Consider the following 25,164-nt stretch of genomic DNA (forward strand, 5'->3'; position numbering starts at 1 on the left):
GATCGGTTGATATAGGAATATGCTTCAGTATTTCTTTGTTTTGATACTGTATCTATCCAAGTAATAAGAAATTTTGTTTGTTTGTTGTCGTACGCTTGAATATGTCTGAATTATTCAGGTGGCCAAAGCGACGGTGTTCCACCTCTTCCCACCCCGAACAGAGAAGTTAAGCCCGTCTACGCCGATGGTACTGCCGATTAGGTGGGAGAGTAGGTAGCTGCCTATTTTATTAAGATCCGTTTCCAGGTCGATATGACTTGGAGACGGATCTTTTTATGTATACTTACCCGTATGCTTGTTTTATTGTCTTATCCATTCCGACTGCGTTTGCGCTCCTTTCGGTTGTCGGCTGCGCACCTTGTGCCGCAGATTAGCTTTGCTCCCTTTTTATAGTATTTAGTTCTAATTGTGCTTCTTCCCTTTTTGTACTATCGCCTGTAGCGGCTTTGGTTAGCCTCATTCAAGTGAAGTGAATATCAACGATAACCTGAGTACCAACAGTTGCGTTTAAACGTGCAATTAAGGTTTGCCGTTTCATCTGTAAATCAGAACGCAATGCGGGCGATTGCAGGCTAACACAAAGCGTCTGATTCTTGATGTAGATATCTTTTGTCTTTTTCGCTATATTTTCGCCAACAACTAATGCCCAGGCGTTTATGAGACGATACTGATTCAGGGGCGTTTCTAGGCCTATATGGCGCAGATAGCGCGCTAGGATGTTGTCTATAGGTTCAGCCTTTTTACGTTTCATGGATTTCTCCGTCTTTTACAGTAAATAATTTGTAGTTACGTTGTAACTGAAGGATTGGGAGTAGACGCTCCTTGCTGGTATCCGTTATAAAGATTTGTCCAAATTGCGCTTCTGCAGCGTATCGTATGATATGTTCTACCCGCCCTGCATCTAGCTTATCAAAAATATCATCTAGCAAGAGGAGGGGCTGTCGTAGACTACTTTTTGTACGCAGATATACATATTGTGCTAATTTTAGAGCAATAAAGTAAGTTTTAGTTTGCCCTTGTGATGCCTCTTGCTTTACAGGATAGCCGTTAATGTATAATAATAAGTCATCTTTATGAATACCGTGCAGCGTATAGCCAACCAGACGCTCCCGCGAGCGATATTGCTCTAACATAGGTTTGAGTTCTCCTCTGTTACCATGAGACTCATAGACGATATTTACTTGTTCGGGGTCGTAGCATAATTCGCGATAAATGCCTTGAAAGAAAGCTGTAAATGTTTCGACAAAAAGCTTTCTTCCTTGATAAATAATGGCTGCATCGCGGCTCATGATATCTTCTATGATGCTTATGACGTCAGCTTCCGGCTCTTCTTCTTTTTTCAATAAAGCATTACGTTGGCGTAGCGTCTTTTCATATCGCATCAAAGCCTCTAAATAAGTTGCATCATATTGTGCGATCACAGTATCCATAAAGCGCCGCCTATTGTCACTTCCGCCGGTTACCAATTCACTATCTGACGGAGAAATCATTACAAGTGGAATTGTACCAATGTGTTCTGCAAAACGCTTTATATCTTTGCCGTTGCGTCGCAGTTGTTTGCGTCGGCCTTCATGATATCCTATAGCAATCTTATCCTCGCCTCCAGTATCATCGTCATAAAGTCCTTGCAGCATAAATGCTTGTTCTCCATGTTTGACGTTAGTGACATCAGTAGAGCTGCGTGCGCTTTTGCAAAAACTCAAATAGTAAATAGCGTCAAGCAAGTTTGTTTTCCCCATACCGTTATCGCCTACAAAACAATTGACCATAGGGGAAAAAGATAAATCGGCAGAAGAGATATTTTTATAATTCAGAAGAGAAAGACTGCGTAATATCATAGTGCAAAAATACGATTTGCAGGAGGTAAAGCCAAAAAAAGAGAGATTTAATTCCTCCATATAAGATGAATGTATTACTTTTGCCTTGCAATTTTGTGCACCTTAACGTAGTATAAAAAAGAACATCATATTATGATTCAAAAAGGAAAGAAAGAAGCAGCGCTTGACGTAAATAATGCGATGGCGCAGTCAGAGGCTTTTATCATTAAGTACAAGAAGCAATTGCTTATAGCCTTGGCCGCTGTTGCCGTTGTTGTTGGGGGTGGCTTAGCTTATTATTTTGGTTACCAACAGCCGCGTGAGGAGAAGGCGCAATCTCTCCTTACTTTGGGGTTGCCTTATTTGGCGCAACAAGATTATGATAAAGCCTTGAAAGGTGACGGACGCTTCCCTGGGTTCACACGTTTAGCGAATGATTATTCTTCTACCGATGCTGGTAATCTCGCAAATGTTTATGCCGGTATTAGCTACGAGAAAACCGGTAAGATAAAAGAGGCTATTAAATATTTGGAGCAGTTTTCGCCCAAAAGTGATCATACTATTTCTCCTGCCGGTATAGCTGCTTTGGCCAACTGTTATGCTTCTGACAAGCAAGTAGACAAAGCTGTTGAAGCTTTTAAGAAAGCTGCAGATAAAGCTGCTAACCCGGCTTTGAGCCCGCTTTATTTGCTTGAAGCTGGTAAATTGCTCGAATCACAAAAGAAGAACGATCAGGCGCTTGAGGTATATCAATTAATCAAGAAGTCTTATCCAACGAGTACGATGGCAACGCCGCAACGTCTACAAAACGGCACGTTTGCTAATCCGGAAATAGATCGCTACATTGAGCGTGTAAGTAAGTAAGCATCTATTCATAAATATAGTATACAATTGCAGCCGGTTTTTCTATTCCGGCTGCAATTGCTAAAAGGAAGAAACGATGTCAACTCATACATTCTTTAAAGAGAGCACGACGACACCAGATGCGTCAAATATGCGCTTTGGACTGGTTGTTGCAGAATGGAATAGCCACATAACAGACGTATTACTTGATCAGGCAGTCTGTGCACTGCTTTCTGCCGGAGCGAAAAAGGAGAATATCATCATTAAGCGCGTGCCTGGAAGTTTTGAATTGATTTTTGGCTGTTCAGAATTGGCAAGGTATAAGGGCGTAGATGGAATCATAGCTATTGGTAGCGTGATTCGTGGCGATACTCCCCACTTCGATTATATATGTAATGGTGTCACTCAAGAGCTTGCTCGACAGAACTCAACGGGGGAAGTTCCTATTATCTATGGCTTGTTAACGACAGAGAATGAGCACCAAGCCATCGAGCGAATTGATGGAACTGTAGGGCGAAAGGGAGAAGAATTTGCAATGACAGCGATAAAAATGATTGATTTTTCTTGGTCATTAAAAAAATAGGTGTTACTTTTGCACTCGCAAAACAACTTAAAGGGGCAAATACCAGAGTGGCCAAATGGGGCAGACTGTAAATCTGCTGGCTTACGCCTTCGGTGGTTCGAATCCATCTTTGCCCACAAAAAAACATTGGTGCGTTAGTTCAGCCGGTTAGAATGCCTGCCTGTCACGCAGGAGGTCACGGGTTCGAGTCCCGTACGCACCGCAACATCGCGGAGTGGAGCAGTTGGTAGCTCGCCAGGCTCATAACCTGGAGGTCATTCGTTCGAGTCGGATCTCCGCCACAAGAAGAGGATATGTCGAAATAGACATATCCTCTTTTCTTTATATACCTTCACTGTCCTTTTGAAAGTCTTCGATGCGTGTAATTTAGTGTACGCAGATCTTTTTGCAGAGATTTTTCTCGTGAGAAAAAGTCTGTCTTCTCACGAGCGTACAGTCTTTTTATCGTGAGAGAAAATTCCTACCATCGAGAGAGGAAATCTTTAGATCTTGTCGAATGCTTTTAAGGGGCTTTCTTCGCATTTTTATTCTTAAGATTAGCTTATCATAGCTTTAGTATTTGTGAGATAATAGCTACTTTTGCAGCATAAAGAATTGCGATTTGATAGAAAAAATTTTTATTCTCCAGGATGCTGATCCGATGGTCTTTTATGGCGTAAACAACGCAAATCTTCGTATGCTACGTGCTCTTTTTTCAAAGTTGCGTATCGTAGGGCGCGGAAGTGTGTTGAAAGTCATTGGAAATCCGGAAGATATAGCTGAATTTGACGTCGTTTATGAGGCGATTTATAGACATTGTGTCAATTATAATAAGCTCACCGAGGAAGATATTGTAACCTTGATCCAAGGCCGAACAAACGAACAGCTTGACAAAGAAGGGGTGATTGTCTATTCTACAAGTGGCAAACCGATTCTTGCAAGAAGCCAGAATCAGCAAAAACTTGTGGATGCCTATAAAAAGGACGATTTGCTCTTTTGCATTGGTCCTGCCGGAACGGGTAAAACGTATACTGCGATTGCTTTAGCCGTCAGGGCCTTGAAAAATAAGGAGGTAAAGAAGATAATATTAAGTCGTCCGGCTGTAGAAGCCGGAGAAAAGTTGGGCTTTCTTCCTGGAGATATGCGTGAAAAGGTAGATCCTTATCTGCAACCTCTATATGATGCTTTGCAAGAGATGCTTCCTGCAGCCAAATTGCAGGAGTATCTTGATACAAGTGTGATACAGATTGCTCCGTTGGCTTTTATGCGCGGTCGTACGTTGAATGATGCTGTCGTAATCTTAGATGAAGCGCAAAATACAACGCGTGCTCAGCTGAAAATGTTTTTAACGCGTATGGGTATGAATACGAAGATGATCGTCACGGGTGATATTACGCAGATAGATCTTCCGCGTATGCAGCAATCCGGCTTGATTGAAGCGATCCGTATTTTGCGACACATACAAGGTATTTCCTTCGTCGAGATGGATAAGAGCGACATTGTCAGACATAAGTTGGTTGCACGCATCGTGAAGGCTTACGAGCAAACAACACATAAGAAGGATGATGCCTCGACAACGGAAGAGCAACAACAGATTTCAGAAGAATGTTATTCAAATAATTGAGATATGGCAACTTTAACTAAAACGACCTACCAGTTTCCTGGTCAAATAGGGGTGTATAATGGGAAAGTACGCGATGTATATAGCATCGAGGGCGACAAACTTATTATGGTCGCAAGCGATCGCATATCGGCCTTTGACGTAATCTTGCCGAAGGGTATTCCTTTTAAAGGGCAAGTGCTTAACCAAATCGCCGCAAAATTTCTTGATGCGACAACTGATATTTGCCCGAACTGGAAATTAGCCACTCCGGATCCGATGGTGACTGTCGGTATTACGTGTAAAGGCTTCCCGGTTGAGATGATCGTGCGCGGATATTTGTGCGGATCAGCTTGGCGCGCCTACAAGAATGGTGTAAGAGAGATCTGCGGGATCAAACTTCCTGATGGGATGCGCGAGAATGAGAAATTTCCTGAACCCATCGTGACGCCGACAACTAAAGCTGAGATTGGCGAGCACGATGCTGAAATTTCGAAGGAAGAAATTTTAGCGCAGGGATTCGCTACTCCGGAAGAGTATGCTCTGTTAGAGAAATATACGCTCCAGCTGTTTAAGCGAGGCACAGAGATTGCTGCTCAGCGCGGATTGATTCTTGTGGATACGAAATATGAATTTGGTCTGCACGATGGTAAGATTTACTTGATGGATGAGATTCATACGCCCGACTCCAGTCGTTATTTCTACAGCGATGGTTATCAAGAACGTTTTGAAAAGGGCGAACCACAACGCCAACTTTCCAAAGAATTTGTGCGCGAATGGCTGATGGATAATGGCTTCCAAGGCAAGGAAGGGCAGCAGGTGCCGGAAATGACCGACGAAATCGTTAAGTCTATTTCTGATCGTTATATTGAGCTTTACGAGCATATTACGGGCGAAAAGTTTGTTGCAGAAGATAGCGACAAGCTTGAAGAGCGTATAGAGCGCAACGTGTTGCAGTTCTTGCAGCAATAAGTTTTGCTATAAGTAATCCGAATTGAGATAGCGTAGAATCCTATCTTCAATTCGGATTATCCTTTTTTATTCCCCCTTATCGAGCACACGATACTCTTAGATATGTATAAGCAAGAAAAGATCAAACCTTACGACACTGATTCCAGTAAGTCGGAGCAAGTAGAGCAGATGTTTGACAACATTGCTCACTCTTATGATCAGCTAAATCATTTTCTCTCTTTAGGAATTGACAAACGATGGCGTCGAGCAGCCATAAAGCAGTTGCGTAGTTTTGAGCCAAAAGAGATTTTGGACGTGGCCACAGGTACGGGAGATTTTGCTATTCTTTCGACGCGTTCATTATACCCCAATCAAGTGGTGGGCATAGATATTTCTGAAGGCATGCTTAAGGTTGCACGTCAAAAGGTAGCTGCGGCTGGATTGTCAGAGAAGATACAATTTAAGAAAGAAGATTGCTTGAATCTGAGTTTTGAGGAGAATAGTTTTGATGCCGTTCAAGTAGCCTACGGTGTGCGCAACTTTGAAGATTTAGATAAAGGGCTAAGTGAGATGTTTCGCGTATTAAAGCCAGGGGGGCACGCCATTATTGTTGAATTGAGCAGCCCGCGCCGCTTCCCAATGCGACAATTATTTCAGCTTTATGCACGCGTGTTGATGCCCCTTGTTGGTCGTCTTATTTCTAAGGATACTAAGGCTTACAGCTATTTGCCGGCATCTATGGAAGCTGTGCCTCAAGGGCGAGATATGCAAAAGATAATGGAAAAGGCCGGTTTCAAGCACGTGTTTTTCAAATCCTATACCTTTGGTTTGAATACGATGTATGTGGGCGAAAAGTAATGAGGGCCAACAAATTTATGGCTTGATCGGTTATCCTTTAGGGCATTCCTTTTCAAAGGATTATTTTAATAAGAAGTTTTCGCTGTTGCAACTTAATGCGATTTATGAAAACTTCGAATTATCTTCTGCTTGCGCTTTTCCCGAACTCTTACAACGCTTCCCCAATCTTTGCGGACTGAACGTCACGCTTCCTTATAAGGAGGCAATCATTCCTCATCTTGATGCGCTCTCACCGGAAGCGAAAGCTATTCAAGCCGTCAATGTGATTCGCTTTACGCCCCAAGGTTTGATAGGCTACAATTCTGACTATTATGGATTTATGACTTCTTTGCGCCCCTTGTTGCGCCCATTTGATCTTCGCGCAGTTGTATTAGGGACTGGTGGTGCTGCAAGAGCTGTAGCTTATGCGTTGAGTTTGTTAGGCATAAGCGTACAATTCGTTAGTAGAACAAAAAGAATGGGCGTAATCACTTATGAAGAATTAGCCGATATGAAGCTGCTTGCCACAACTTCATTGGTGATCAATTGTACACCGTTCGGAATGCATCCGCACACAACAACATTTCCGCCTTTGCCTTATCGGGAAATATCTTCTTACCATTTGCTTTATGATTTGATATACAATCCGGAGGAGACGCTCTTCTTATCTCGCGGGAAAGAACAAGGAGCAATGACGAAGAATGGTTTGGAAATGTTACATCTGCAAGCTGAAAAGGCTTGGGATATTTGGCAAGAACCCTTTGATACATCATCTTTCTAAGGTTTTTCTGTAGCCTTTATTCAACTATCTCTCCCTTATCTTTTACAAGTACAAAAAATAAAGACGCAAAAGATGAATCTTTTACGTCTTTAAGAGCCGAGAGCCGGACTCGAACCGGCGACCTACTCATTACGAATGAGTCGCTCTACCAGCTGAGCTATATCGGCTTTGCTGATTTGCGGTGCAAAGTTAATGACTTCCTGCGAAACTGCCAAGAGTTGCAGAGCCTTTTTCGTGAAAAATATGCTTTATGATGGTTCGAATAAGATACGTTGTTCAGAGACCTTGTATTATGAATCTGTTTGATCGCATTTTGAAGCGCTTCGATAAGTCTGTTTATGGTTTGCTCGGGGCAAACAATCGTTTGCTACCAGCAAACCATCGTTTCTTCCCACCAAACAGTCGTTTGCCCCGAGCAAACCATAATAATATGAGGTGGAACAATTCAAAAAGGAGAGTATTATCGCTTGGAAATAGTTGTAAGTAGTAAACTCACAATTCGCTGTCGATCATTTTTGATTTGTGCTGCTAATTAAAAGAGTAAAAGGCCGGCAAAACCGCACAAGAAGACCATGAATAAAGGATTGATGCGATAAACCCTTGTTCCGATTAAAGTAGAAATAAACAAAAACAGACTGATTCCGAAATGCCATGGAGAAGTCGCGATGCTTCCGAAGTTTTCCTCCGTACATAAAAGGAGAATAGCAGCAGCAACAATGCCGGGAGCAAGTGGGCGCAGCCAACTGATGACTACTTCTCCAACGTTTCTGAAACGATGGCGATAGTAGTTTGCGACTTTTGTCCAAATAAAAGAGGGGAGGGTTAAGCCGAAAAGAGCGATAAACCCGCCTAAGAAGGAGAATCCGGTAGAATACTGTGTCGCTGTTGCGAGATAACCACCCATTACGGCTGAGTTTATTCCTAAACTGTCGGGCAATAATCGGCTTACATAAAGAATATCTGCAAACTGATCCGACGTTAACCAGCCGTGCTGAGAAATAAGCATATTCTCATAAAAAGCCGGCAAAGTATAGGCACCTTCATATCCAAAACAACCGCACAAGAAAAATTGAACAAATAGAGACAGATATAAGATGATCATTTTAAGAGACTAAGGTTTGATAAGCAATGAATAAACGATAGCGCAGGCTACAACGACCATTATGATGTAAGCCGGGGATATATGTAAGAGATATATAGCTAATAATGCTCCAATGGGCAGCCATATTGTGCTTAAAGAGTTGTTGGACCGCTTAAATAACTTGAAGCACGGGTAGACCATCAAGGCGATGATGGCCGGGCGAGCACCTTTAAGAAACGAATTTATAATGGGAAGATCTCGAACCTTATTGAAAGATACGGCAAGAATGAAGGCTAGCGCTAAAGCCGGAAGCAACATGCCTGATAATGCAGCCAAACTGCCTCGCCATCCTTTAATCTTATAGCCAAGAAATACGGCAAAGTTTAAGGAGAAAAGACCCGGCAAAGCTTGAGCTATAACAATGGTGTCTTCAAAAGCTTCTTCAGACAACCATTGGTGGTTCATAATGCTGTCACGAATGGGCGTAATAGCAGCATAGCCATATCCCAAGGCCAATCCTCCTCCTTTCAGAAAAGTTTTAAACGTTTCTATATAGATATTCAAGGGCGTAGCGTTTTATCTCTTAATCAGTATGAACTGTTTCTTGAGCTAACTTATTGCTTACTGACCGTCTGCCGGCTGATGTTGCGGTCTGAAGAGATCGTTTATCGTTTTTACCGGGTTAAAAGTAATCAATGGTACCTCTACAAACACGGTGTTCCAATTGCTCATTGCGCCATTCCATAAACCAGGTAGTTCTAAGGCTTTCAGTTGCTTGCCGTCTTTGCTCTTATGTGTAATAAAACCTGTTGCAGGATCAACATAATCGGGTAAATTAAACGGTTTCCCTTTGTAATCTTTAAGAGCGCATACGAGGTCTACCGGATTGAAGTAGAGCCCTTCCTCAAACATGGCTTTCTTTTCGGGATTGTTCAGGTCGATTTGTGAGCTTTCAAGAATTTGCAAGCTAATGCTCCCGTCGGCATTGTAGACCAAGAATGGGCCACCTCCGGGCTCGCCTTCGTTTGCAACCATTCCACAAACGCGCATCGGACGATTAAGTTTTTCTTTCAAGACCGCCACTAAATCTTGCTCAGCTATGTCTTGAGGCAAAATGCAGCAAAGATCTTTTTCTATGAATTGTTTTATCTCTTTAATCGTATCTGCTGAGCAATTTTTCTCGTCTAAAAGCCTTAAGTAATGGAATGTCTTTTGCTGGAGTTCTACCAAGATACCGGCTAAAAGCTGCTTGTAATGAACTGTTTCGGGCTTAAGGTAGTCCGGAACGACATTGTCTATATTTTTAATAAAGACGACGTCTGCATCTATTTCGTTGAGGTTTTCAATCAGTGCACCGTGTCCACCCGGACGGAAAAGCAAGGAACCGTCTGCTTGACGGAAGAAGTCGTTATCCTCTGTTACGGCAATTGTGTCTGTGCTTCCCTTTTGCTCTGAAAAACTTATACAGAGTTTTGCTTGCAGCTCTTTTTCGTATTGTGCGCTTTTATCTGCAATTAATTTTGAGAAAAGTTCGCGATGCTCTGGAGAAACAGTGAAGTGTATATTGATTTTCTCATCTGCTCCTTTAGCATATTGGCCGCCTTCTACAAGATGCTCTTCTACTGGCGTTCTGTTTCCGTTTGGATACTGATGAAAGAGGAGTAGGCCCTTGGGGAGGTTGCCATAGTTCAATCCTTCTGCGCCTAAAAGTGCGCGAACAATATCTTTATAGCGTTTGGTCTGCAACAATGCTGCGATGTCTTGGTCATAAAGGCGCAGACATGTCTCGTTGAGTAGGCTATAATAAGGCGCTTTGTGAAGATCGTGGAAGAAAGTCTGCTCAAAATGCGTTTGAGGTGTATCATAATCTGCATCACAAAAGGCGAAAAGGTCTTTGAACATTCGACTTGCCGCGCCTGAAGCCGGAACAAACTTTATTATCTTGTGGCCCTCTGTTAGGTATTTCTGCCAAGCAGAAAGAAAGGCTTGTTGCGCTTCATTGGACGGTTGTAAAATCCCCTTTTTAGGGGCAGCGGCAGCATATAGTTTTAGAAAAGGAAAACCATTCCTAAATGATTGAAGCTGTGATTCCAATTTTTCTTCAGATATGCCCTTTTGTGAAAGGAGCATTTTGTCTTTAACTTGAAGTGTAGTAGCCATTGTGTTTGCGTTTAAACGATACGCGAAGATAAATACATTATTCTGAAAATGCAATCTTTACTGTTTGATTTTCACGCCTTGCAATTTTATTTCTCTCTTCTTATGACATTCTCTTAGACTATTTGGAGTCAGTCGTAGAAAAGTGTACGTGAGTAGTATTCTAATAGAGGTGGAATATACGCTTCATCAGTTTCCATTTATCAGCGCTGTTCTCTCCTTTTGCTGTTACTTGCTGATATTTTGCTGTCAAGGCTTCCCATTCTTTTTGCTTGGGCATATTCGCCATTTTTTGCATTACTTCATCCCATTCTAAGTTAGCCGGCATTTCTATAATCATAAAGAGGCGGTTGTCTAATAGGTATATCTCCATCTCTGAAATGCCTGAAGCCTTTATTGCTTCTAATGTCTCCGGCCAAATACCTTCCTTGGTGTGCAACTTTTTGTAGGCTGCGATTAATTCCGGATCTTCGCGTAGGTCTAGAGTTTGACAGTATCTTTTTGTAGGTATAGCCTGAGCTGCTACAGGATAACCTTGTTTTAGTATTTTCATAATTGAGGTAAGATTAAAATGGTATATATGCTAACTACGGAAAGCTATAAGCTTTCCGTAGTCTTTGTTGTTTTGCAAGGCTGATTAGATTCCCAGCTTCTTGCGAATATTTGCAGGAATTGCTTTCTTGTTAATAAGGATATTCATCGTCTTGTAAGCTACATAAGGCTTAGAAGCGTAGAAGATACCTTTATAACGGCCATATTCACCCCAGCTGTTCTTTACCATAAAGTATTCTTGACCTTGCGGATCTTTAGCTAAACCATAGATAACCATTCCGTGGTCGTCTGTAGTTTCCCAATTGTCATAAGCGCGCTGACGCATCTCTTGTGTAATTGTGAGTTCGTCTTTGCTATCTGAGAAACCAGATTCTTTCCCATTCGTGCCGGTCCAGCGTGCGGCATCAGAGCCAGACATATCATTTTTGTAGCTCTTTGCCGGAACTCTTGCAAGTCCGTTGCGGCTGAATCCTTGCTCGCTGACATCAGCACCCCAAGCAAAGGCGTAGCCATTGCGAACGGCAGATTCCATTACGTCCATAAACTCATTAAGCGGTAAGTTGTAGCTTTCAGCCCAACGCCAGTTGTCTTGAACTTCAATGATAAATTTAGAATAGAACGGGTGGTGAGAGAAAGATGCCAAAGACACATAATCATCAAGATCAAGGCCTAAGCTCTTTTGGAAAGATTGCGGAGTATAAGTCTTTCCTTTGTACTGGAAAGTTGCAGGCAGCTCTCCAAAGTAGTTAGCGAGAATAGAAGAGAACTCTTTTTTCCACGTGGGAGGAAGACGCTTCATATCGCTTTTTGAGATGCCCTCAACATAGCTTGACATGATCTTGCCAAATTCGTTAAAGTTAAAGAGAGAATCGCCATAAAGAGAGCCGGGGAAAGGCATTGCCTCTTGCGGGCAGATTCCATAATGCTTCATACAATACAGCACATCGTAGAAACTTCCGCCTTGTGCAAAGCTTACGTCACCGTGCATGCGGATAGCTTTTTCTGCACGATCCATATAGGTATGATAAGCTACGAAGCTCTCGCACAAATCAAACGTTCCTTTTCCTTGACGGAGCAACTCTGATTCAAAGAAGCCCAGTGAGCTATAGTCCCAGCACGTACCTGAACGGTGCTGATCTTTGATAGAGGTAATTGGAGCCTCTTTGATAACAGTAAATTTTACTGTGTCGTTCTTTTCTGCTGGTTTATTTGCTTGTGCCAGCACACTTCCAGGCAGCAACGTCAAGAGTGTAGCTGCGAGAAAGATACCTTTTTTCATAATTGTGTATTATTGTTAGTGATTAAAAATGTTTTATTTATTGATTATCTCTGCTTTCGAGGAAGTCTTCTACCTCTTTAATATGATAGGGGATGCGTTCGTTGCCTAAGAAACGGCAGCCATCTTTCGTGATGAGCACGTCATCCTCTATGCGGATTCCACCAAAGTCTTTGTAAGTTTCCACTTTTTCGAAGTTGATGAAGTCTTTATTGATGCCTTCAGCCTTCCAATAGTCGATCAAGTCCGGAATGAAATAAATACCGGGCTCGTCTGTTACAACAAAGCCTTCTTCAAGCTTCCGCCCCATACGGAGTGAGCCCGTTCCGAATTGCGTACTCGGCCGCGTTTCCTCATCAAAGCCCACGTGTATTTGGCCTAAGCCTTCCATATCGTGTACATCCAAGCCCATCATATGGCCTAATCCGTGCGGCAAGAAAAGTGCGTGAGCACCGGCGCGCAGCGCTTCTTCCGTGTCGCCTTTCATCAGGCCGAGTTCCTTAAGACGATTAGTCATTAAGCGGCAAACGTCAAAATGGACATCCCACCAGCGTACACCAGGCTTTGCCACATCTAATGCTAAGTCGTGACAATCGACCACAATCTGATAGATTTCCTTTTGTCGTTGCGTATATTTTCCGCTGATAGGTGTGGTACGCGTATTGTCTGAACAATAATTTTCATTGGTTTCCGCACCTGCATCACACAGCATCAACCTTCCGGCTTCCAAAGCGCGAGGAGAAGGATTGCCGTGCATAATCTCTCCGTGCATTGTTACTATACTTTGGAAAGAGACGATGCAACCATAAGAAGCGGCAATGCCGTCAATTTGTCCGCCGATGTATTGTTCGGTCACACCGGGGCGACACAAGCGCATAGCCGTTGTATGCATTTTATGTCCGATTGTCGCTGCGCGCTCCAACTCTTCAATTTCTTCAAGACTCTTTACGCTGCGGAGCTTGACAACTGCTTGAATTAAAGGAAAACTTGCTGCCTCTTTTTGCTTAGACGGATGAATGTTCAGCAAGTCCATAATTTGGATTTGCGTATCAAAGCGATAAGGCGGCAGGAAGTGGATTCTTCTTCTCTTTTTCAGCGCTTCGTTGACCAATTCTGCGAGATGGGCCATCGGAGCGTGATGTTCTACGCCGGCTTCTGCGGCTAATTCGCCCACACTTTTGACTGAGCCGAACCAAACGATGTCATCTATATCTATTTCATCGCCGATGAGCCATTCTTGGCCGCTATCAGCATCGATCACGCCAACTAATCTGTCGCGGTGTTGCGCAAAAAAATAGAGGAAAGAGCTATCTTGGCGAAACTTGTAGGTGTTTGCCGGACAATTCATCGGAGCATCGTTGTTGCCGAAGATAAGAATGAGCCCATTGCTCACCATTTCACGCAATCTGCGCCGACGTTCTACGTAGGTGTCTTTTGAAAAAAGCATAATAATCGTATTTTTCGTTTCGCAAATATACGAAGTTTTCTACGTAAGGCGTAATTTCGCGTTAGAAAATATGAAACTCTTTCTGCTAAATTTTTATCATGATGAGGCTTTGGCCTCAAATTCGCCTTTTTACTACCCATGTAAGATCGCACGCGACCTGTCTGAGCAATTATATGACTTACCTAAATTTTGGAATGATAGTCCGGCTGTTTACTACAAACAAGGTATAAAAACAGACTGGTCCACAATTCACGAAATAGAGGTGTGGGGCTGGGATCTGCTGGTTTGTCACCGTCTTAGGCAAATTGGCGCTCCTGAAAGTTTGTTGAGAACGCAGGAAGCTATCGATAATATACGCACGTTGAGTTCAAGGCAGACGGCAGTGACCTTGCTACGCGAGCTGCGCACGCCTTTAGCAGATATAACTTTTGGCGAATCTGCTTTTTGTAGAACCACAGATGAAGTGCAAAACTACGTGAAAAACTATGAATCTGTTTTATATAAAGCTCCTTGGAGTTGTAGTGGGCGCGGCGTCTTTTCATCCGGATTGGATCGTGTACGAAAAATCATTCGCGAGCAAGGGGGGATTGCCGTCGAACCCTTTTTTGCGCATGACCAGGACTTTGCTATGGAATTTTATTGTCGGGCTGATGCGGTTGTTTATGAAGGTTTATCAGTTTTTAGAACGGATGCGGCCGGACATTATTTGGGTAACTTACTCGATGATCAGGCGAGGCTTCAAGCCCATCTGAATGTGGCTCCGGAACATCTGACTTTGGTACGCAAACAGTTGGAAAAAGCATTGGGAAAGTTGCTGATCGGGAAATATATTGGTCCGGTTGGAGTGGACATGATGGTCGCCAGACAAAAGATACACCCTTGCGTAGAAATCAATCTGCGTAATACGATGGGGCGGTGCGCATTATATATTTACAAGGCGAAACCTCGTCCCGGTTTTTTCTCTCTTTTGAATAAAAACGGACAAATATTTCCGTCGATTACACCTATTTCTTCAAAGTGACATCGCAGGGAGCAGTCGGGTAGTTCTATCTTTTCCGCATTCTTATCTGAGCAATGATATGGGAAGTAGCCGATATCTCCAACAAGCGTGAGCTTTTATTCCTTGAAATAATTTCTTTTAATACGCAAGTAAACAGTCTAATATCGTACTTTCGTAAAAGTGATTTATGAGAGCTGTTTTTGTTGATATAAAGGATAGCTTTCAAATTAGTCGTTCGTCAATTTTGCGCTTTTTGATGGGGTTATTATTCGGCAAATAAGCCTCAGCGTGCAGATAAGTTTGCATCGTGATTCTTTCCTTAAAAATGTGCTTTCTCAGCACCCGTTTATAAACACTATTTGCTTTGAGGTTCTGCTGCAACTCTCAGCTTACGCCTTGTCCCATCGTGAGAGCAAGACCTTCTTATCGTGATGATACGAACGTACGCTCGCGAAAGAACAAACGTGCGCTCACGAGCGTACACTGTCCATTCCTGCTCTGCTTGTATGAAATGGGGAGAAAGGGATTGCCGAATTGCGTGGGTGAGTGTTGGAAATCTTGCGCTTTGCGTTTCGCCATGCGAACTTATGGGCGTTGCTTAAGATTGTCTGCTTGAATAGCGCCTTGCGGTGTGTAATCGGGGCGACTTGCGGGGATGATATGAATGGTATGCCCGGTCTCAATCTTGATTTTCTTCTCCATCGTCCTTAAAAAATGGTCGCCGGGCCAAGCCTTTGCATCACTACCGAAGTAATGTATTACGGTAGAACCACTCGGTGCTTTCCTGCAAGCTGCCATTGTCTGATCAAAAGCTGTGCGCGTCTGTAGCGTAAAACTCATTCGCTTCAATATGATGAGGGTCGTGAAGAAGGTAAGTAGCATAATGAAGGCCGTATTATAGGCCCTTTTTGTTTCAAAACTTTGCTGAGACTGCAATAAGCCTAAGATGGAGAGCAGTTCTATGCCCAAAAGCTGTCGCGGTCCGCTTATTCCTATGATAAGATTGAAGCATAGCAGGGTGAAAATGGCAATGAGATAGAAGGCATTTGTGTGGAAAAATTGCCCAATTTTGGCCCGCCTGAATAAGAGCAGGTAAAGAGCATAGAATAGGTATAAATAAAGGGCGCGCGAATAGTGAGCTAAATTGAGCAGAGAGACATTTAGCAATTGGTGTGATTGTGCGGCGCGCGTCCAAGCGCCGGGCGAGAGGCAGATCATCAGTGTGCCTAAACCGAAGCCGATAAGTACAAGCCAGCGAGCGGCCTTGTTTTGCTTGAAATGGGGCAAGAAAAAGACGAAAAACGACATGCATAAACCGAAGTTTAAGCTTTCTTGTCCCCATCCGGCCAAAATGCTGAATAGAAAAACGAGTATGGCTGAGAAAAATGAGAGTTGGGGTTGTCGTTGGAAGATATAGAGTGTCCCTAAAGCCGTGCAAAACATCCAGATATAGCCAATTTGGCAACTCGGCGTAAAACCTGTATTGAACGTAAAAAGCACTAATAAGAGTGTCACAAAGACCGAGCGAGGTTTTTTCCAATCCCAATGTATCAGGCGGCAGATGAGTACGACGAGTAGTATATACATCAAGCCGTTACAAATAGAAAAAGCGATTTGTCCGCCAATGCCGCAGAAGAATTGTACGAAACAATGGGCCACCGTTCGCCCATTTGTGCTTTGATAATGGTTATATTGAGAAACAAAGATGTCTTGTAGCGTGTGGATAGGTAGGTTTGTGCCGTTTGTATCTTTGATCGCAGAGAAATAAGCATATTCTATGTCGTCGCCAACCCAAGGGGAGACGTAGGAAAAGTAAGAGACCAACGCCGCCAACATGAGTAGGAGAACCAGAGAATATGAGCCTTTTTTCATTGCTGCTTTGCTTTAATGGATGCCACGATATAATTAGGGCGCCGCTTAGATTCATTAAAAATCCGGGCAATGTATTCTCCGATAATACCAATGCTAAGTAGTTGCAGTCCGCCCAACAACAGTATTAAGACTACAAGCGTAGGAAACCCCTGCACGGGTTCGCCTATGATCAAAGTCTTGATGACGACATAGATGAGGTAGACGAATGCGAAAAAAGATACGATGCAGCCGGTGATGGTAGAGAACCGGAGTGGGGCAGTTGTGAAAGAGGTTAAGCCGTTTAAGGCTAACTTCAATAAGCCAAAGTAGGTGAAGGTAGATTTTCCAAAGCGGCGCTCTTCCGTAGTGTACGTGATTTCTTTCTTCTTAAAACCAATCCAGCAGAAAAGGCCTTTTGTATAGCGATCCGTTTCTCTCAATTGCTTTAAAGCCCCTATGCATCGATGATCTAACAGTCGGAAATCGCCAACATCCGGGAGTACGTCGAAGCGCGTAGACTTCTGTAATAAACGGTAATAGCGCTTCGTGCACCATTGCTTTAGTCGAGGCTCTGCATTTCGATGCGCACGACGAGCATAAACATCCTGATAACCCTCTTCGTAAGCTTTGAGCATTTCCGGAATGATTGAAACGGGATGTTGCAGGTCGCAATCCATAATAATTACCGCATCGCCTTGAGCATAATCAATTCCGGCAAGCATTGCATTCTCTTTTCCGAAATTGCGCGAAAGGTTAATGACGGCAATTCTTTCATCCTGTTCGCTCAAAGCTTCTAATATGTCCTGCGAATGGTCTTTACTCCCGTCGTTGATAAAGATGAAGCGCCAATCGTACCGGCTTATTTGTTGAGCGGTATGGGACAATGCCTCATATAACAGAGGAATGGATTGCTCCTCATTGTACGTGGGGATGAGAACTTCGATACTTTTCATACGCTTGTAAAGATCATAAAAAAGCTGCTAGGAGATGTTTAGAAAAAGTTTTGCTTTCCCGGCTAGCTTGTGCGCGTGAGAGGGTAGAGGTTGCAGACGCTCACTTTTAGAAGTGGAACTACCGCCTATTTTATGCAAAGATAGAGCAAGCTGAATGCAATGAAACTTGTTTCAATTGCTGAGGCGCCGCCTATTTTATGCAAAGATAGTGGAATGTAACTGTTTATACCAAAGAAAATAGGAAGGTTTCTTAGAACGTCATCGGAATAAGGACCCTACGCGTTGAGCTTCTATGGACATCTTTAGCCAATAGCTTGTCTGATTTCTGCAACCAAGCGAGGTGAAGTCTCTTGAATGGCGAACTCATTCTTTCCTTTTTCGCCCATATCTATAGTGTCTCTTCGATAAGCCATTACACTGTCTCTCGTATGTTTGGCTGAAGCGTGTATATTGGTAGCACCAGTCTCTTGTAAGATGCGTGCTGCATTTTGCGGAGTGACACCACAGCCAGGCATAATTTCAATGCGTCGTCCGGAAAGTTCAACCAATTTTCGCAACATCGGAATGCCTTGTTCTGCCGTTGGAGATAAGCCGGATGTTAGGATACGATGGCACCCCAATGCTATGATGTCTTCTAAGGCTTTTTCGGGGTTGGCGCACATATCAAAGGCTCGATGGAAGGTAATACTAAGTCCTTCTGCCGCAGTAATAAGACGCCGCATGGTAGGCAAGTCGACTGTTCCGTCAGGATTCAATGCGCCTATAACAACCCCATCTGTTCCTTCTTCCTTTAAGAGACGAATGTCCGTCTCCATAATAGCTACTTCATCAGGAGTATAGCAAAAGTCGCCACCTCTCGGGCGAATCAATACATGTTTCTTGAGTCCGCTTAATTGTGCAACCTGCTTAATTAGCCCCATTGAAGGCGTAAGTCCACCTTCAGCCAAGCCTACACATAATTCAATGCGATCAGCTCCTCCCTGTTGGGCCGCTAATGCACTATTATAACTGTTTGTACAGATTTCTAATTCCATTGTCTTTCGTTTTTCAACTGCGAATATACCAAGTTTTTGCTAAATTTGTCCGCGTTTAAAGCCCTATCTTATGAAAAAATATGTAAGCGAATTACGAATAACCGCCGTAGAAAAGCTTAAAGATGATTATGTGCTCTTAAAAGCAACTGATGAACAAATTCTTTTTTCGGATATGATGCCGGGACAATTTGTGAATATAAGAATAACAAACTCACCTGCTACGTTCTTGCGTCGTCCTATTTCTATTAATTATGTAGATGAGTCGAAAAATGAAATGTGGCTGTTGGTGCATAGCGTGGGGGAAGGTACGCGACGTTTGGCTTGTTTGAAAGCAGGAGACCTTTTAGACTGCTTATTTCCTTTAGGCAATAATTTTTCGCTATCCTTAAAAACTGGTCGCTACTTACTAATTGGCGGCGGAGTAGGGACTGCACCGCTTTTATTCTTAGGAAAAAAACTAAAAGAGTTAGGTAGCGAGCCCGTGTTCTTGTTGGGAGGAAAGAGAGAAGAGGACCTTTTGCAATTGAATTTGTTCAGAAAACTGGGAGATACTTATACGACGACAGAAGATGGAAGCTTGGGGACAAAAGGCTTTGTAACTGATCATAAGGTATTGGAAGACACGTTTGAGGGAATATATACTTGCGGTCCAAAACCGATGATGAAAGCGGTTGTAAAGGTTGCTAAGTCAAGAAATATAAACTGCGAGGTGTCACTTGAAAACCTAATGGCTTGCGGACTTGGGGCTTGTCTTTGCTGTGTGGAAAAGACGGTGAAGGGAAATGTGTGCGTCTGCACGGAAGGGCCGGTGTTTAATGCAAATCAATTAACTTGGTAAAAATGGCTGATTTACGCGTAAAAATAGGAGAGCTCTCATTAAACACGCCTATAATGACGGCTTCCGGAACTTTTGGATATGGACTCGAGTTTGCAGACTTCGTCGACTTTACCCGCTTGGGAGGTGTATTTGTAAAAGGCACTACTGTTTTGCCAAGGCAAGGCAACGACTACCCGCGTATGGCAGAGACGGCGCAGGGAATGCTTAACTGTGTAGGTCTTCAAAACAAGGGCGTCGATTATTTTTCAAAAGAGATTTATCCGAAGATTAAGAATTTGAAGACCAATTTCTTTGTGAATGTTTCCGGTTCTTCTCCGGAAGACTATGCGGCTTGTGCAGCACGCGTCAATGAATTGGAAGACATACCCGGAATAGAGCTAAATATATCTTGTCCGAACGTGAAGGATGGCGGGATGGCTTTTGGTACTTCTGCAAAGTGTGCCGCAGCTGTCGTGAAAGAGGTACGCAGACATTATGATAAATTGCTCGTCGTAAAGCTTTCTCCTAACGTGACGGATATTGCGGAAATAGCAAAAGCCGCAGAGGCCGAGGGAGCTGATGGTTTATCTTTGATCAATACGTTGATGGGGATGGCAATAGATGTTGAGACTCGCCGCCCCAAGTTGAGTATTGCTACAGGTGGACTTTCCGGACCGGCTATAAAGCCGGTGGCCTTGAGAATGGTTTGGCAAGTTGCGCGAGTAGTGAAGATTCCGGTAATAGGGCTTGGAGGTATTATGACGGCGCAAGATGTCGTGGAGTTCTTAATGGCCGGAGCAACAGCAGTGCAAGTAGGGACGGCAAATTTCATTGATCCTTCCATAACGATGCGAATTGCAGCTGATTTAGAGATTTGGATGGATAACCATAATATAAAACAGGTACAAGAGATTGTCGGTTCTTTGGAAGTTTGATGCTTGTTATCCCTATTCGGTTTAAGCAAGGCTCTCTAACTAAAAGTTGTCATAGTGAGCCGTTCTGCGTGATTTTATGACTGACTGTAAACCGCCACAAACGAAGACTCACTTCCAATCCTGCTGCACCATAGGTTGTTTCGCCGGATTCGGTGAAACGGTTATGAGACTTTTGTGCCGATATAGTAAGTTTATCGACGTTCTTTATATAAGTCCTCGACACCTTTAAGTATAAATCCTCGACATCTTCAAGTATAAGTCCTCGACATCTTTAAGTATAAATCATCTCACACTCCTTATAGGATTCCTCTTGCACCCCTTATAGGACTCCTCTTGCATCCCTTATAGGACTCCTCTTGCACCCCTTATAGGACTCCTCTTGCACCCCTTATAGGACTCCTCTTGCATCCCTTATAGGACTCCTCTTGCATCCCTTATAGGACTCCTCTTGCACTCCTTATAGGACTCCTCTTGCATCCCTTATAGGACTCCTCTTGCATCCCTTATAGGACTCCTCTTGCACTCCTTATAGGACTCCTCTTGCACTCCTTATAGGACTCCTCTTGCACTCCTTATAGGACTCCTCTTGCACTCCTTATATGACTCCTCTTGCACTCCTTATAGAACTCCTTGACATCTTAAAATATGAGCCCTTAACGCCACCTATAAGGCGTCTTCAGCGAGCCCTTATACCGAAGATGTGGCTTATCCCGAATGGGAACTATAGAATTTGCGATAGTTTGACTCGTCTTTTGAAGTAAGATTCTTTCAATAAGATATCATCAAATAGAAACGTTGCTCTTTCACTTCTATTTTTCGTTGGGAAGTTGTAATTTTGCACCCAATAAGATTACAATAAGGAGGAAAGTTTGCATACTTTCTCTTGCGCATGAAGAATGATGTGCGATTATAAACAAATGATAGGCTATGAACATTTCGTATAATTGGCTTAAAGAATATGTCGATTTTGACCTCTCTGCAGAAGAAGTGGCCAAAGCGCTCACATCTATAGGTCTGGAGGTTGATGATATAGAAGAATTCCAAACGATAAAGGGCGGATTAAAGGGCATTGTAGTAGGCGAGGTCTTAACTTGTGAGCCTCATCCCAATTCAGACCATATGCATGTTTGCTCTGTAGATTTGGGAGCAGGCAGTCCTATACAAATAGTTTGTGGAGCTGCGAATATTGCTGCCGGACAGAAAGTGATGGTTGCAACAATCGGCACGACTCTTTACGATGGAGAAGACAGCTTTAAGATAAAGAAATCAAAGCTTCGCGGAGTTGAAAGCTTCGGTATGATTTGTGCGGAAGATGAAATAGGCGTTGGGACTGATCAAAACGGAATTATAGTTCTTCCTGCTGAAGCACAAGTTGGAACTCCGGCTGCGAAATATTACGAATTAGAGTCTGACTATATTATAGGTGTAGATATTACGCCTAATCGTTCAGATGCGTGTTCACACTATGGAGTTGCCAGAGACTTGTATGCTTGGCTGGTAAGAAACGGTCATAAGACAGCTCTTCATCGACAAGATGTCGCTGCTTTCTCGGTAGATAACAAGGACCTTGATATAGCCATTCAAATAGACGCACCGGAAGGCTGCCCTCGCTATTGTGCGGTGACCTTGTCCGATTGCGAGGTGAAAGAAAGCCCTACGTGGTTGAAGAATCGATTATTATCTATTGGCGTTAGGCCAATTAATAATATAGTCGACATAACCAACTACGTAATGTTTGCTTATGGACAGCCGCTTCATTGTTTTGATGCCGATATGGTCAAGGGCAACAAGGTTATCGTACGGACTTGCTCGGACGGTGAGCCATTTGTTACCTTGGATGGAGAAGAGCATAAACTAGATGGAAAAGACTTAGCCATTTGCAATGCGGAAGAACCTATGTGCATTGCGGGAATCTTGGGAGGAAAAGGTTCTGGCACTTATGAGACGACGAAGAATATCTTGTTTGAAAGTGCCTACTTTAATCCAACTTGGATTCGTAAAAGCGCTCGTCATCATGCGATCAGCACAGATGCCAGTTTCCGCTTTGAACGTGGTATAGATCCGGAAGGGCAGATTTACGCGCTGAAGGTTGCGGCCATGTTGGCGAAAGAGTTGTCCGGAGGTAAGGTTTCTATGGAGATTAAAGAAGTTAATCCCATCAAGCAACCTTCTCATTTCACCGTTGATTTGACCTACCAATATATACACGAGGTAATCGGAATAGAAATTCCTGTTGATGTTATCAAAGAGATTGTTACCTCTCTTGAAATGAAGATTGCGGAAGAGACAGAAAGTGGACTGCAACTTCTTGTTCCTTCTTATAGAGTAGATGTACAGCGTCCCTGCGATGTAGTCGAAGATATTTTACGTATTTACGGTTATAACAATGTTGGTCTGCCCAAGCAAATGAATACTTGCCTAACAATTCAGGGTGAAGAAGACCGCTCCTACAAATTGCAAAATTTGATTTCGGAGCAATTGGTTGGACAGGGCTTTAATGAAATTATGAATAACTCTTTGACGAAAGAGAGTTATTATACTGAATTAAATGCCTATAAAAATGAGTATCTTGTTCATATAATGAATCCTTTAAGTGGAGATTTGAATGTGCTCAGACAGACGCTGCTTTTTGGTGGAATGGAATCCATTACGCGTAATGTAAACCGCAAGACTTCTAATCTAAGGTTTTTTGAAATAGGCAAATGCTATCGCGTTGATGCTAAACTGCAAAACGCAGAAGGCAAGGGTGAAGAGCAAACTGCTAAAACAGTAAACCGCTATTCGGAGTCATATCATTTAGGCTTGTGGATTACCGGAAAACGTGTCGAAAACAACTGGGCGCATCCAAATGAAGAGTCCAGCGTATTTGAATTAAAAGGCTACGTACAAGACATTTTAGTTCGATTAGGCCTTTCTTTTAAAGGGCTCAAGACGGAAGAATCAGATAATAACCTTTTCAGCAAAGGACTTGTCTTAAAAGACAGAAACGATAAAGTCCTATTAGAATTTGGTGTGGTGGCTCGCCGCATTAATGCTTTATTCGACTTAGACCAAGAAGTTTATTTTGCCGATTTGCATTGGGATGAATTGATGCGTAAGACGGCAAAAAATAAGGTGGAATTTGTAGAAATAGCCAAATACCCATCCGTAAGTCGCGACTTAGCCTTATTGGTTGATAAAACCGTGAAGTTTGCAGAGATTGAACGGATTGCATTTGAGGCAGAGCGGAAATTGCTCAAATCAGTTACGCTTTTTGACGTGTACGAAGGGAAAAATTTGGGGGCTGATAAGAAAAGCTATGCTGTCAACTTTACGCTCCAAGATGAGAATAAGACTTTGAATGATAAGCAAACGGAAGCTGTCATGAACAAGATTATTCAGCAACTTCAGAAGCAGCTAAACGCTACATTGAGATAACAGATAACAAACAAACATCGAAATATAAAATTATGGGAAGAGCTTTTGAGTATAGAAAGGCCGCCAAATTAAAACGCTGGGGGCATATGGCGCGAGCTTTTACAAAGATCGGAAAACAAATAGCCATAGCTGTTAAAGCGGGAGGTCCGGAACCGGAAAACAACCCGACGCTTCGCGCCATCATTGCCAATGCAAAGCGCGAGAATATGCCTAAAGATAATATCGAGCGTGCAATAAAGAATGCATCCGGCAAAGATCAAAGCGACTATAAGCCGATGACTTATGAAGGATATGGACCTCATGGTGTTGCTGTCTTTGTTGATACGCTGACGGATAACACTACGCGTACCGTCGGCGACGTTCGCAGCGTCTTTAATAAGTTTGGTGGCAACCTCGGAACTATGGGCTCGCTCGCTTTCTTGTTCGACCACAAATGCGTGTTTTCTTTCAAGAAGAAAGATGGCTTAGATATGGATGAACTCATCCTCGATCTGATCGATTATGGTGTAGAAGACGAATACGATATCGATGATGAAGAGGATAGTATTACGATTTATGGTGACCCCAAGAGTTTTGGTGAGATCCAGAAACATTTAGAAGAAAACGATTTTGAGGTTGTAGGTGCTGAGTTCACTTACATTCCCAACGATCTTAAGGACGTAACGCCCGAACAACGTGAATCCATCGATAAAATGGTGGAGAAATTAGAAGAGTTTGACGATGTGCAAACCGTCTACACGAACATGAAACCGGAAGAAGCTTCTTAATTAAGGAGCTTCTTCTTTATTATTGTTAGCGAAGTCTCATATCTTACTGCGCATAATCCTTAGGCATAAGTGTTGTTTGGAAAACGATATTGCCAGTCTCTTTTGAGCGATATTTATAGGCGAAGATAATCTCCTTTTCCATACAATATTTCCATTTAGGATCGTCTTGTAATTCTTTTAGAAGCGCTTGTTGTAAGGTCGATTGCTGCTTTTGCATGATCTCCTGTGCTTGTAGCGTATCTAAGCTCCCACTTAGCGTAAACCAGCGTGTGAAAGTGCGTGTCGAAATGTCGTAAGTCGTGCTGTCCAATACGGTTTCCTCTTGCACTTGTTGCGGGCAATGTTGTGCTGAATACTCTTTTGCTTCACGATGTAAACGTTTATCGAAGTTTTCTTGACAGCTTACAAAGGCCAATAATAGTAATAAGGGGCATAACTTCATCATAATGGGCGAAGATAGTGATAAATTTCTGCGCAATGAACCAT

The 25,164-nt window shown here is 43.0% G+C and carries 23 protein-coding genes, 4 tRNA genes and 1 rRNA gene; 15 read left to right on the forward strand and 13 right to left on the reverse strand.

Translation table 11 applies throughout. From position 1 onward, the window contains the following. The first annotated feature begins 114 nt into the window (after window positions 1-114). A 5S ribosomal RNA gene (gene rrf / locus GCWU000325_RS03640) occupies window positions 115-226 on the forward strand. A gap of 234 nt (window positions 227-460) precedes the next feature. Here the strand turns inward: rrf and GCWU000325_RS03645 are convergent. Together GCWU000325_RS03645 and recF are read right to left on the reverse strand one after the other, a co-directional pair. Beyond that, window positions 461-751 carry a DciA family protein gene (locus GCWU000325_RS03645; protein ID WP_006254784.1) on the reverse strand — a complete coding sequence of 97 codons (291 nt, stop codon included), beginning with the start codon at window positions 749-751 and terminating at the stop codon, window positions 461-463. Next, window positions 741-1,838, reverse strand: coding sequence for a DNA replication/repair protein RecF (gene recF / locus GCWU000325_RS03650; RefSeq protein ID WP_040598876.1), 1,098 nt, complete (start codon window positions 1,836-1,838; stop codon window positions 741-743). Before recF ends, GCWU000325_RS03645 begins: the two co-directional genes overlap by 11 nt. 132 nt (window positions 1,839-1,970) lie before the next feature. Here recF and GCWU000325_RS03655 point away from each other — a divergent pair, with 132 nt between their 5' ends. The 9 genes from GCWU000325_RS03655 to GCWU000325_RS03695 all read left to right on the forward strand — a co-directional run bounded on the left by GCWU000325_RS03655 (window position 1,971) and on the right by GCWU000325_RS03695 (window position 7,391). Then, complete coding sequence (locus tag GCWU000325_RS03655; protein WP_006254787.1) at window positions 1,971-2,681, forward strand: tetratricopeptide repeat protein; 711 nt, start codon at window positions 1,971-1,973, stop codon at window positions 2,679-2,681. Between the two features lie 76 nt (window positions 2,682-2,757). Further along, window positions 2,758-3,243 (forward strand): 6,7-dimethyl-8-ribityllumazine synthase, encoded by a 486-nt coding sequence (ribH, locus tag GCWU000325_RS03660; RefSeq protein ID WP_006254788.1) that lies wholly within the window; start codon window positions 2,758-2,760, stop codon window positions 3,241-3,243. Between the two features lie 33 nt (window positions 3,244-3,276). Then, a tRNA-Tyr gene (locus GCWU000325_RS03665) sits at window positions 3,277-3,359 on the forward strand. Between the two features lie 12 nt (window positions 3,360-3,371). Then, a tRNA-Asp gene (locus tag GCWU000325_RS03670) sits at window positions 3,372-3,445 on the forward strand. Between the two features lie 6 nt (window positions 3,446-3,451). Next, window positions 3,452-3,524 (forward strand) — tRNA-Met (locus GCWU000325_RS03675). Between the two features lie 320 nt (window positions 3,525-3,844). Then, the gene (locus tag GCWU000325_RS03680; protein WP_006254789.1) at window positions 3,845-4,846 is read left to right on the forward strand and encodes a PhoH family protein; all 1,002 of its coding nucleotides are present in this window, start codon (window positions 3,845-3,847) and stop codon (window positions 4,844-4,846) included. Between the two features lie 3 nt (window positions 4,847-4,849). Continuing rightward, window positions 4,850-5,794 (forward strand): phosphoribosylaminoimidazolesuccinocarboxamide synthase, encoded by a 945-nt coding sequence (locus GCWU000325_RS03685; RefSeq protein ID WP_006254790.1) that lies wholly within the window; start codon window positions 4,850-4,852, stop codon window positions 5,792-5,794. 102 nt (window positions 5,795-5,896) lie between these two features. Further along, the gene (gene ubiE, locus GCWU000325_RS03690) at window positions 5,897-6,631 is read left to right on the forward strand and encodes a bifunctional demethylmenaquinone methyltransferase/2-methoxy-6-polyprenyl-1,4-benzoquinol methylase UbiE (RefSeq protein WP_006254791.1); all 735 of its coding nucleotides are present in this window, start codon (window positions 5,897-5,899) and stop codon (window positions 6,629-6,631) included. Next, the gene (locus GCWU000325_RS03695; RefSeq protein ID WP_006254792.1) at window positions 6,615-7,391 is read left to right on the forward strand and encodes a shikimate dehydrogenase family protein; all 777 of its coding nucleotides are present in this window, start codon (window positions 6,615-6,617) and stop codon (window positions 7,389-7,391) included. Before ubiE ends, GCWU000325_RS03695 begins: the two co-directional genes overlap by 17 nt. Before the next feature lie 94 nt (window positions 7,392-7,485). Here the strand turns inward: GCWU000325_RS03695 and GCWU000325_RS03700 are convergent. The 7 genes from GCWU000325_RS03700 to GCWU000325_RS03730 all read right to left on the reverse strand — a co-directional run bounded on the left by GCWU000325_RS03700 (window position 7,486) and on the right by GCWU000325_RS03730 (window position 13,904). After that, a tRNA-Thr gene (locus tag GCWU000325_RS03700) sits at window positions 7,486-7,558 on the reverse strand. 365 nt (window positions 7,559-7,923) lie between these two features. Further along, entirely contained in the window at window positions 7,924-8,493 is a 570-nt protein-coding gene (locus GCWU000325_RS03705; protein ID WP_006254795.1) for a chromate transporter, read from the reverse strand. Between the two features lie 9 nt (window positions 8,494-8,502). Beyond that, complete coding sequence (locus tag GCWU000325_RS03710) at window positions 8,503-9,036, reverse strand: chromate transporter (RefSeq protein WP_006254796.1); 534 nt, start codon at window positions 9,034-9,036, stop codon at window positions 8,503-8,505. 57 nt (window positions 9,037-9,093) lie between these two features. Next, window positions 9,094-10,632, reverse strand: a complete 1,539-nt coding sequence (locus GCWU000325_RS03715) for a DUF4301 family protein (protein ID WP_006254797.1) — start codon at window positions 10,630-10,632, stop codon at window positions 9,094-9,096. A 160-nt stretch (window positions 10,633-10,792) separates the two neighbouring features. Then, the gene (locus tag GCWU000325_RS03720) at window positions 10,793-11,182 is read right to left on the reverse strand and encodes an L-rhamnose mutarotase (RefSeq protein ID WP_006254798.1); all 390 of its coding nucleotides are present in this window, start codon (window positions 11,180-11,182) and stop codon (window positions 10,793-10,795) included. Window positions 11,183-11,266: 84 nt separating this feature from the next. Beyond that, window positions 11,267-12,460 (reverse strand): C1 family peptidase, encoded by a 1,194-nt coding sequence (locus tag GCWU000325_RS03725; protein WP_006254799.1) that lies wholly within the window; start codon window positions 12,458-12,460, stop codon window positions 11,267-11,269. Window positions 12,461-12,497: 37 nt separating this feature from the next. Then, window positions 12,498-13,904, reverse strand: a complete 1,407-nt coding sequence (locus tag GCWU000325_RS03730; RefSeq protein WP_040598879.1) for an aminopeptidase P family protein — start codon at window positions 13,902-13,904, stop codon at window positions 12,498-12,500. A 70-nt stretch (window positions 13,905-13,974) separates the two neighbouring features. Between GCWU000325_RS03730 and GCWU000325_RS03735 the strand changes: the two genes are divergently transcribed. Further along, the gene (locus tag GCWU000325_RS03735; RefSeq protein WP_040598882.1) at window positions 13,975-14,925 is read left to right on the forward strand and encodes a hypothetical protein; all 951 of its coding nucleotides are present in this window, start codon (window positions 13,975-13,977) and stop codon (window positions 14,923-14,925) included. Window positions 14,926-15,489: 564 nt separating this feature from the next. Here the strand turns inward: GCWU000325_RS03735 and GCWU000325_RS03740 are convergent. From GCWU000325_RS03740 to GCWU000325_RS03750, 3 genes are all read right to left on the reverse strand, one after another. Continuing rightward, window positions 15,490-16,776, reverse strand: a complete 1,287-nt coding sequence (locus GCWU000325_RS03740; RefSeq protein ID WP_006254804.1) for a DUF3329 domain-containing protein — start codon at window positions 16,774-16,776, stop codon at window positions 15,490-15,492. Beyond that, window positions 16,773-17,708, reverse strand: a complete 936-nt coding sequence (locus GCWU000325_RS03745) for a glycosyltransferase family 2 protein (RefSeq protein ID WP_006254805.1) — start codon at window positions 17,706-17,708, stop codon at window positions 16,773-16,775. The genes GCWU000325_RS03740 and GCWU000325_RS03745 overlap by 4 nt, the downstream gene beginning before the upstream one ends. 302 nt (window positions 17,709-18,010) lie before the next feature. Then, the gene (locus GCWU000325_RS03750) at window positions 18,011-18,742 is read right to left on the reverse strand and encodes a copper homeostasis protein CutC (protein ID WP_006254806.1); all 732 of its coding nucleotides are present in this window, start codon (window positions 18,740-18,742) and stop codon (window positions 18,011-18,013) included. Window positions 18,743-18,812: 70 nt separating this feature from the next. Between GCWU000325_RS03750 and GCWU000325_RS03755 the strand changes: the two genes are divergently transcribed. The 4 genes from GCWU000325_RS03755 (at window position 18,813) to GCWU000325_RS03770 (ending at window position 24,678) form a co-directional block, all read left to right on the forward strand. Further along, entirely contained in the window at window positions 18,813-19,580 is a 768-nt protein-coding gene (locus GCWU000325_RS03755) for a dihydroorotate dehydrogenase electron transfer subunit (RefSeq protein ID WP_006254807.1), read from the forward strand. 2 nt (window positions 19,581-19,582) lie between these two features. Continuing rightward, a complete protein-coding gene (locus tag GCWU000325_RS03760; protein ID WP_006254808.1) occupies window positions 19,583-20,494 on the forward strand; it encodes a dihydroorotate dehydrogenase in 912 nt (303 codons plus the stop codon). A gap of 927 nt (window positions 20,495-21,421) precedes the next feature. Then, window positions 21,422-23,911: a phenylalanine--tRNA ligase subunit beta gene (gene pheT / locus GCWU000325_RS03765; RefSeq protein ID WP_006254810.1), complete on the forward strand. Its 2,490-nt coding sequence runs from the start codon at window positions 21,422-21,424 to the stop codon at window positions 23,909-23,911. Between the two features lie 32 nt (window positions 23,912-23,943). Further along, on the forward strand, window positions 23,944-24,678 hold the full coding sequence (locus GCWU000325_RS03770) for a YebC/PmpR family DNA-binding transcriptional regulator (RefSeq protein WP_006254811.1): 735 nt from the start codon (window positions 23,944-23,946) through the stop codon (window positions 24,676-24,678). Between the two features lie 43 nt (window positions 24,679-24,721). Here the strand turns inward: GCWU000325_RS03770 and GCWU000325_RS03775 are convergent, their stop codons facing one another. After that, window positions 24,722-25,123 carry a hypothetical protein gene (locus tag GCWU000325_RS03775; protein WP_006254812.1) on the reverse strand — a complete coding sequence of 134 codons (402 nt, stop codon included), beginning with the start codon at window positions 25,121-25,123 and terminating at the stop codon, window positions 24,722-24,724. Window positions 25,124-25,164: the final 41 nt, after the last annotated feature.

It is taken from the genome of Alloprevotella tannerae ATCC 51259 (genome assembly GCF_000159995.1).
Lineage (GTDB): Bacteria > Bacteroidota > Bacteroidia > Bacteroidales > Bacteroidaceae > Alloprevotella > Alloprevotella tannerae.